Origin of the sequence: Bartonella sp. AP7XZML (assembly GCF_042195745.1) — a bacterium.
Classification (GTDB): Bacteria; Pseudomonadota; Alphaproteobacteria; order Rhizobiales; family Rhizobiaceae; genus Bartonella.
The window spans coordinates 1-6,201 of the sequence record NZ_JBHIOT010000025.1 but is presented as its reverse complement, the minus strand read 5'-3'; the positions used below and the strand labels follow the sequence as shown (position 1 = coordinate 6,201).

Sequence of the window (6,201 nt, the reverse complement as noted above, 5' to 3'; positions counted from 1 at the left end):
AGAATACAACCTTATCAACTATCCATTCTTGCATCATAACTCCCCCCACTTTTTTAGAATCGTTGGGAGGATACTTTTTCAAAAACATTTTTGCAAGACAAGCAGTCACAACACGCTCTGTCATAGCACGCATATAAATACGTAAAGCCTTAAGGGGGGGATTATGATCACTAATGCACAAACCATTCTCTGTCTTGATCTAGGCACTAAGACTGGCTGGGCGCTTCGTGATGCAGATGGTTTTATCACAAGTGATACAGAACATTTTCAATCACGCCGTTTTGAAGGCGGTGGCATGCGTTACTTGCGCTTTAAGAAATGGCTTTCTGAACTAAAGAGGTCTGTTGATGAAATTGATGCGGTGTATTTTGAAGAGGTACGTCGGCATGTGGGGACAGACGCTTCTCATGTTTATGGGGGCTTTCTAGCAACATTAACGGCGTGGTGTGAACATCATCAGATACCGTATGAAGGCATTCCCGTTGGTACCATTAAGAAAGCAATGACAGGCAAAGGAAATGCCTCAAAAGCAGAAATGATTAAGGCAATGCGTGCAAAAGGTCACGCGCCTTGTGACGACAACGAAGCAGATGCTTTGGCAATTTTATATTTAATGAAAGAAGGGGATGCGCATGTCTAATGGTATGCCATGGATAAGATTCCATTTGTATGACTGGATAAGTGGTACAAATGGAATGACATCTGAACAACGGGGGGTTTATATAACCCTTCTCGTTTGCATGTATGAAAAAAAAGAACCACTTAAAACAGATTTTGAAACGCTTGCACGCGTTTGTCATTGTTCGCAGAAAAAATTTGCAGCTATTGTCGAATACTTAATGAGGAATGATAAACTTGTTGAGACAGATAATGGATTGTGGAATACACGCGTTGAAGAAGAGCTGAACGATTTTGCTGATAAAAAAGAGCACATATCGCAAGTTCGTAGTGAGGCTGGTAAAAAAGGTGCAAAAGCAAAAAATAATATAAAACAACATATTAATAATTTTGCTGAAGCAAATGATAAGCAAAACGTTTTTTTTGCTGAAGCAAACGACAAGCAAAATCTAGCTATAAAGAACCAGAATAAGAATAATATATATAAAAAAACTAAAACTATCGTTTTAGCAAAAAAAGAAATTGGTTCTGAAAATTTAGAAACAATTGATTTGGTTGACGAGCCAACAGAGGTTGCTGCTGTTGAGATCACATCAGAGCAAATCACAACAGGTGTAGACAACCAACCTCCCATTCACGAGCAAGAGAACATTTCCCAAAAAGCCAAGCGGTCTAAAGCCGATAGAGGCTGTCGATTGCCTGAAGACTTTGAACCTGATTACGATTTTGCAATCGAAGCGGGTTTGCCTTCAGAGCGTGTGAAAGTAGAAATTGCAAAGTTTCGAGATTACTGGCGTTCAAAAGCCGGAGCAAATGCAACCAAAATCGATTGGCAAGCAACATGGCGTAACTGGATACGCAAGGCGGTTGATGATTTAGAAAAAATAAAAAACACGAACAACAATGGTGGAAACAATGGAAACTTTTCAAAAGATCAAAGAACTCGCGGTGGTACCGGAGAAACAATCCGTAACCTTATCCGTAGAGCAGGATTTAGTGAATCCGCTTCAAAACAGTGCAGATCAGATGGCGCAATGCGTAACAAGGGATTATCCTTGGACCTTGATCAGTGGCGTGAAATTGACACCAGCCCTAGAAGAACAAGCTTTGGAAGCTTATCAGACAGTTCAAAACTTACTTACCTTGAAAGCGTCTGTTGAAGATATTGCAGAGGCTCTTGATGTGCTTGAAGGCGGTTTGACAATGCAAAAAGTTTCAAATCCAGAGGCACGTGCAAAGGCTTATATCGCGGCTCTTAACGGCATCTCACTCTGGTCTTTGTTGCAAGCTGTTAAAAATCTTATCCGTGGTGAGGCAAAAGGTATGTCAACAACCTTTGTCCCCTCATGTGCTGATCTGGTGCAGTATTGTCGTGATTTAGAAAGCGGGCTTTATGGGGTTGCTGAGAAGGTTTTTATCGCTGTTGAAAATACGCGTAACCTAGCCTTAGGAGGCAAGCGCATTTCATGCATGAGAATAGGCAAGCCTAGTGAAGAGCAACATAACAGTAGCAATTCAAAAGCGGCTTAAAACAGCAAACTAGTGAAAAGTGCTGATGGTTTTGTGATTAGATATGCGTTTAAATCATCAAAAATGTACCGTACAAAGCGATTTAAAGATTTTATGATGAAAACACACCAGTAATACAAAACGCTCTGTACGGTCAAATTTAAGGTAAATTAACCTATTGGTAAAATTATGGACTAAAAACATGGAAATTTTAAAACAACTGTTCTTAACAAATCATAAACAGCCCATGCAAAAAAAGTGGGTTGCAACGGCTGTTGGGTATGTTCCTTGGGGAGATGGAGCAGAGGAGTATTTTTACAACCTCTATGAATATGAAGACGGCACAAGAGAGTGTGAAAAGTTTGACGGTGGTCAGTACTACACCGTACCAGAGAAGGCAGATTTTAGTACCAAAGCGCAAGTAAAAGCATGGGTTTATGGGGGAAAATTGCCAAAAAGCGTTCTCGATTACGAGCCTCTTATAGACGAGATCAACAGAGAGATAAAAAAACTATCAAAAAGTGCAGGAAATGAATATGTTTACAGATAAACAGCTAAGAGCCTTATTTGGCATAATAACTTTTATATTTTTATGTTTTTTAGGAATTAAAAAAAATCCCTACTTTATCCAAAGTATTTTGATATTTGCATCTTTTGGTTTGATAATAATAACAAATATTTTTGTAATTTTATGCAATTCTCATATTCCTTTTGAATTGCAAATTAATCCAAAATATAAAGATGATGATACAACGGGTTGGGTGAAACTAACACGTGATTTACAACAGTATATGCACAGACTTTTAAATATAATAATTTTAGCGCTTGTCGTTTTAATTTTTCCAAATAGTTATGAAGAGGCTGTTTCTTTGCCTGTCACTTCTAAGCACGTGGAACACCAGTTTTCTTTTTCATTGGATACCGTATTTGGGTATTTAGACATTGTACTTTGGTACTATTTTTTATGCTGTGTATTGTTTCTTATGTTTCGTACACGCAATTTAATAAACATATCCATCTACATACTACAGTCTTGTACTAAAAAGCCATAGTAAAGTTTCCGATTTATAAGACTGTTTTGGTTAATCGATATTGTATCTTCTTAACATCGATTGATGAAATCAACAAAACATCAAAAAACACCTAAAAAGGCACGTAACGATGACTCATATCTGCTCACCATTAAGATATCCAGGCGGCAAGGCTATACTTTATGGAAAAGTCAAAGAAATTTTTGAAAAAAACACAATATCATTTCTCAAAGCAGCTTGATTGCATGAATAGGAGTTTTAATCACATGCTTACACTATTTGGCAAAACTTTACGCAAAATTCGCCTTGATCGCTTTGAACGGCTCTTAGATATGGCTGATAAACTAGGCATATCTGTAGCATTTTTATCTTCTGTTGAGATTGGCAAGAAATCTGTTCCAGTAGGAATGGAAGAAAAGATCATAAAGCTGTACGCTTTAGATCAAAACATGGCTTCTCTTTTAAGAAAAGAGGCTGATATTTGCCGAAAGAATTTTATAATGAATTCTTCTGATCCACTTAACCATAAAATGGCTAACACGTTTTGTAGAACGTTTAAGCACCTTTCACAACAAGAGCTAACAGAGTTTAAGGAATTTATGGTGAGAATGGAAAAAAAACGCTGCTTGAAAAATAAAATCCCTTGATCTCCTTATCTTATACGTACACCACAAAACGTAATGTTATATGTTAATAATTAATAATATATTATTGAAATAATTGAAAAAATAATAAAATTATGCTAAGATTTTTACATATTTAAATATAAATTTAAGGTAACTAAAACATGCTAAATAAAGTGATGTTAATCGGACGCCTCGGTGCTGATCCCGAAAGCAAGACAATGAATTCTGGAGCTGAAATAGTCAATTTTAGTATAGCAACTTCTGAAAGCTATACTGATAAAAAGACCAATCAAAAAATAGATAAAACGGAATGGCACTCCATTGTGGTTTTTAATCCACATTTAGCAAAAATTGCTCTTCAGTATCTCAGTAAAGGTTCAAAGGTTTACATAGAAGGCAAATTACAAACACGTAAATGGCAAGATAAAAATGGTCATGACCGTTACACAACAGAGATTGTCTTACCACAATTCAAAGGCGAGTTGTATTTGCTTGATGCCAAAAAAGAGCAATCGGCATTCCCTTCACCCATTACTTCTCAAAATTATGCTATCGCTTCAGGTGCTCAAGATTATAGAACAGCTCTTAACGATAGCATGCCATTCTGATTGAAAAAATATGGCTAAAAGAAAAAAACATGCAAAACGTGGACGTCCTCGTATTAATGGATGTCTCAGAGAACCCAATGGTCGTATCTCGCGAGCAAAAATACCGCGTGAACCGATTGATAAATTGGCAATTGAAATGCGTGCCAAGCGATTTGGTTTGACCATAGAAGATGCTAAAAATCCGCTTTCCGCTACCTATATCGGACGGCTTTATCTGCAAGGTGTGATTAATCAAGATCAGTATGATGCTGCACAAAAATATCTTGAAGTGAAAAACAATTACCTATGTGCAAAAGCCTTACCAAATGCAATTTATGATGAAATGCCTACAACTTCTGATAACGGAGCAAGAGAGAAATGGGTACAGAAGGCAACAGAACATCTTTTAGCTGTAAAAGATGTTGTTCAAGAAGCTCAATGTTTACACCGTCAATATAACCTTCATGCCGCATTACAATATCTTGTCATAGAAGATCAATCACTACCACACCTTGTGCTTTCATTGCGCATTGCTCTTAATGCGCTTCATAAACATTTTACACAAAACCGCTAAATTCAAGCAGCATTTTGAATATTAATAGAGATCTCTTTTCCAAGAGCAATGAGAGTGGATTCTAAGGCATCTAATTTTGTTGCATGGTTTAAATCCAACAATCGGTCAATTTGTATTGGGTGAAGTTTTAAAAGACGCACAAGATCAGCTTTGCGTAAGTCTTTTTCAATCATAGCGTTATGTATTGCAATTTTTAAAGTGACCAATGAAGAGACTTCAACAAAAGGATAGGTAACATCATAAATACCACACGGAACAAATTCACGATCTTGGAAACGCCCCATAATAACTGTTAAAAGTGCGTTTTTAGCATTTTCTAAAGCTTCTTTTTCATCGTTACCATAGGTAATAAATTCTTGAAAGTCTTTGCAAACGACAAGAAGAGTATCATTGTCATCTTTGATAAATTTGATTGCATATTTCATTTACACCTCCATATTCAGGCTTATTTTAGGTCAAGATCTTTAAGAATCTTCTGGACTAATCCTGTTCCTAATTCTTTTCGCGTACCATGCATAGGTAAAACGGACTTTTTAGCACCACGCTTTACAAGCAAATGCCCTCCCTTCCCTGAAGTAAAACTGCAACCATGCTTTATAAGATATCTTTTCAATTCTTGACTATTCATTATAATAATATAACATCTAAAATGTTTCCATGCAACATAAATGTTGTATTGAAGGAAAATAAAGGACATCTTTTAAAACACCATATTTAGGTAAAAAAATAAAAAAACACAATATATTGATTTTTTTTGTTGACAATATGTGAAAAGTCGTATTTAATGACGCTGCTGTACTGGTCGAATTGCGTCCAAAATTCAAAAATATCCTCTAAAAATTTAGTAAAATGTGATCTTGAAACGTGGCTAGAAAGCCCTGTTTTCTGGGGAATTCTGACTAATCTATTTTTCAAATAACAAAAATCAATAATTGACTAATGATGTCATTAATTATGACGCAAAAGGAGCAATGATGAAAGCTGTCATCACTAAACCAATGTGTGTTGTTGGAGACAATAAAAGCACTGTTCGCTTTGAACCATCAACACCCAATAATCCATTTGTTGAAGTTTCCAATCAAGTCTACGCACGTCTCAAGCGCGCTAATGCTGTAAAACCTTTTATTGGAGTCAAGACAACAGCAAAACCTGACAAGACGGTTGAACAAATTAAGCAGATAGAACAAGAAGCCGTACAAACATCGTCTGAACCAGTGACAGAGGAAATTCCACTCGAACAGCCAAAAGCATCTAAA

General features: G+C 36.5%; 11 protein-coding genes. 9 read left to right on the top strand and 2 right to left on the bottom strand.

Going from position 1 to position 6,201, the window contains the following annotated elements; all coding sequences use genetic code 11:
• Nucleotides 1-163: 163 nt before the first annotated feature.
• The 8 genes from ACFILT_RS03030 (at nucleotide 164) to ACFILT_RS02995 (ending at nucleotide 4,945) form a co-directional block, all read left to right on the top strand.
• Nucleotides 164-640, top strand: a complete 477-nt coding sequence (locus tag ACFILT_RS03030; protein ID WP_375679549.1) for a crossover junction endodeoxyribonuclease RuvC — start codon at nucleotides 164-166, stop codon at nucleotides 638-640.
• Entirely contained in the window at nucleotides 633-1,778 is a 1,146-nt protein-coding gene (locus ACFILT_RS03025; RefSeq protein ID WP_375679548.1) for a DUF1376 domain-containing protein, read from the top strand. The genes ACFILT_RS03030 and ACFILT_RS03025 overlap by 8 nt, the downstream gene beginning before the upstream one ends.
• Nucleotides 1,699-2,148, top strand: coding sequence for a hypothetical protein (locus ACFILT_RS03020; protein WP_375679547.1), 450 nt, complete (start codon nucleotides 1,699-1,701; stop codon nucleotides 2,146-2,148). Before ACFILT_RS03025 ends, ACFILT_RS03020 begins: the two co-directional genes overlap by 80 nt.
• 181 nt (nucleotides 2,149-2,329) lie before the next feature.
• On the top strand, nucleotides 2,330-2,677 hold the full coding sequence (locus ACFILT_RS03015) for a hypothetical protein (protein ID WP_375679546.1): 348 nt from the start codon (nucleotides 2,330-2,332) through the stop codon (nucleotides 2,675-2,677).
• Complete coding sequence (locus tag ACFILT_RS03010; RefSeq protein WP_375679545.1) at nucleotides 2,664-3,179, top strand: hypothetical protein; 516 nt, start codon at nucleotides 2,664-2,666, stop codon at nucleotides 3,177-3,179. Before ACFILT_RS03015 ends, ACFILT_RS03010 begins: the two co-directional genes overlap by 14 nt.
• 245 nt (nucleotides 3,180-3,424) lie before the next feature.
• The gene (locus ACFILT_RS03005; RefSeq protein ID WP_375679544.1) at nucleotides 3,425-3,805 is read left to right on the top strand and encodes a helix-turn-helix domain-containing protein; all 381 of its coding nucleotides are present in this window, start codon (nucleotides 3,425-3,427) and stop codon (nucleotides 3,803-3,805) included.
• A gap of 140 nt (nucleotides 3,806-3,945) precedes the next feature.
• Nucleotides 3,946-4,392 carry a single-stranded DNA-binding protein gene (gene ssb / locus ACFILT_RS03000; protein ID WP_375679543.1) on the top strand — a complete coding sequence of 149 codons (447 nt, stop codon included), beginning with the start codon at nucleotides 3,946-3,948 and terminating at the stop codon, nucleotides 4,390-4,392.
• A gap of 10 nt (nucleotides 4,393-4,402) precedes the next feature.
• Complete coding sequence (locus ACFILT_RS02995; RefSeq protein WP_375679542.1) at nucleotides 4,403-4,945, top strand: hypothetical protein; 543 nt, start codon at nucleotides 4,403-4,405, stop codon at nucleotides 4,943-4,945.
• A 2-nt stretch (nucleotides 4,946-4,947) separates the two neighbouring features.
• On the opposite strand, the gene ACFILT_RS02990 is transcribed toward ACFILT_RS02995, so the two are convergent.
• On the bottom strand, nucleotides 4,948-5,370 hold the full coding sequence (locus tag ACFILT_RS02990) for a type II toxin-antitoxin system HicB family antitoxin (RefSeq protein ID WP_375679541.1): 423 nt from the start codon (nucleotides 5,368-5,370) through the stop codon (nucleotides 4,948-4,950).
• A 20-nt stretch (nucleotides 5,371-5,390) separates the two neighbouring features.
• Nucleotides 5,391-5,573, bottom strand: coding sequence for a type II toxin-antitoxin system HicA family toxin (locus ACFILT_RS02985; RefSeq protein WP_375679322.1), 183 nt, complete (start codon nucleotides 5,571-5,573; stop codon nucleotides 5,391-5,393).
• 346 nt (nucleotides 5,574-5,919) lie between these two features.
• On the opposite strand from ACFILT_RS02985, the gene ACFILT_RS02980 reads away from it, so the two are divergent.
• The coding region (locus ACFILT_RS02980; RefSeq protein WP_375679550.1) for a hypothetical protein at nucleotides 5,920-6,201 on the top strand (282 nt) is incomplete at its 3' end.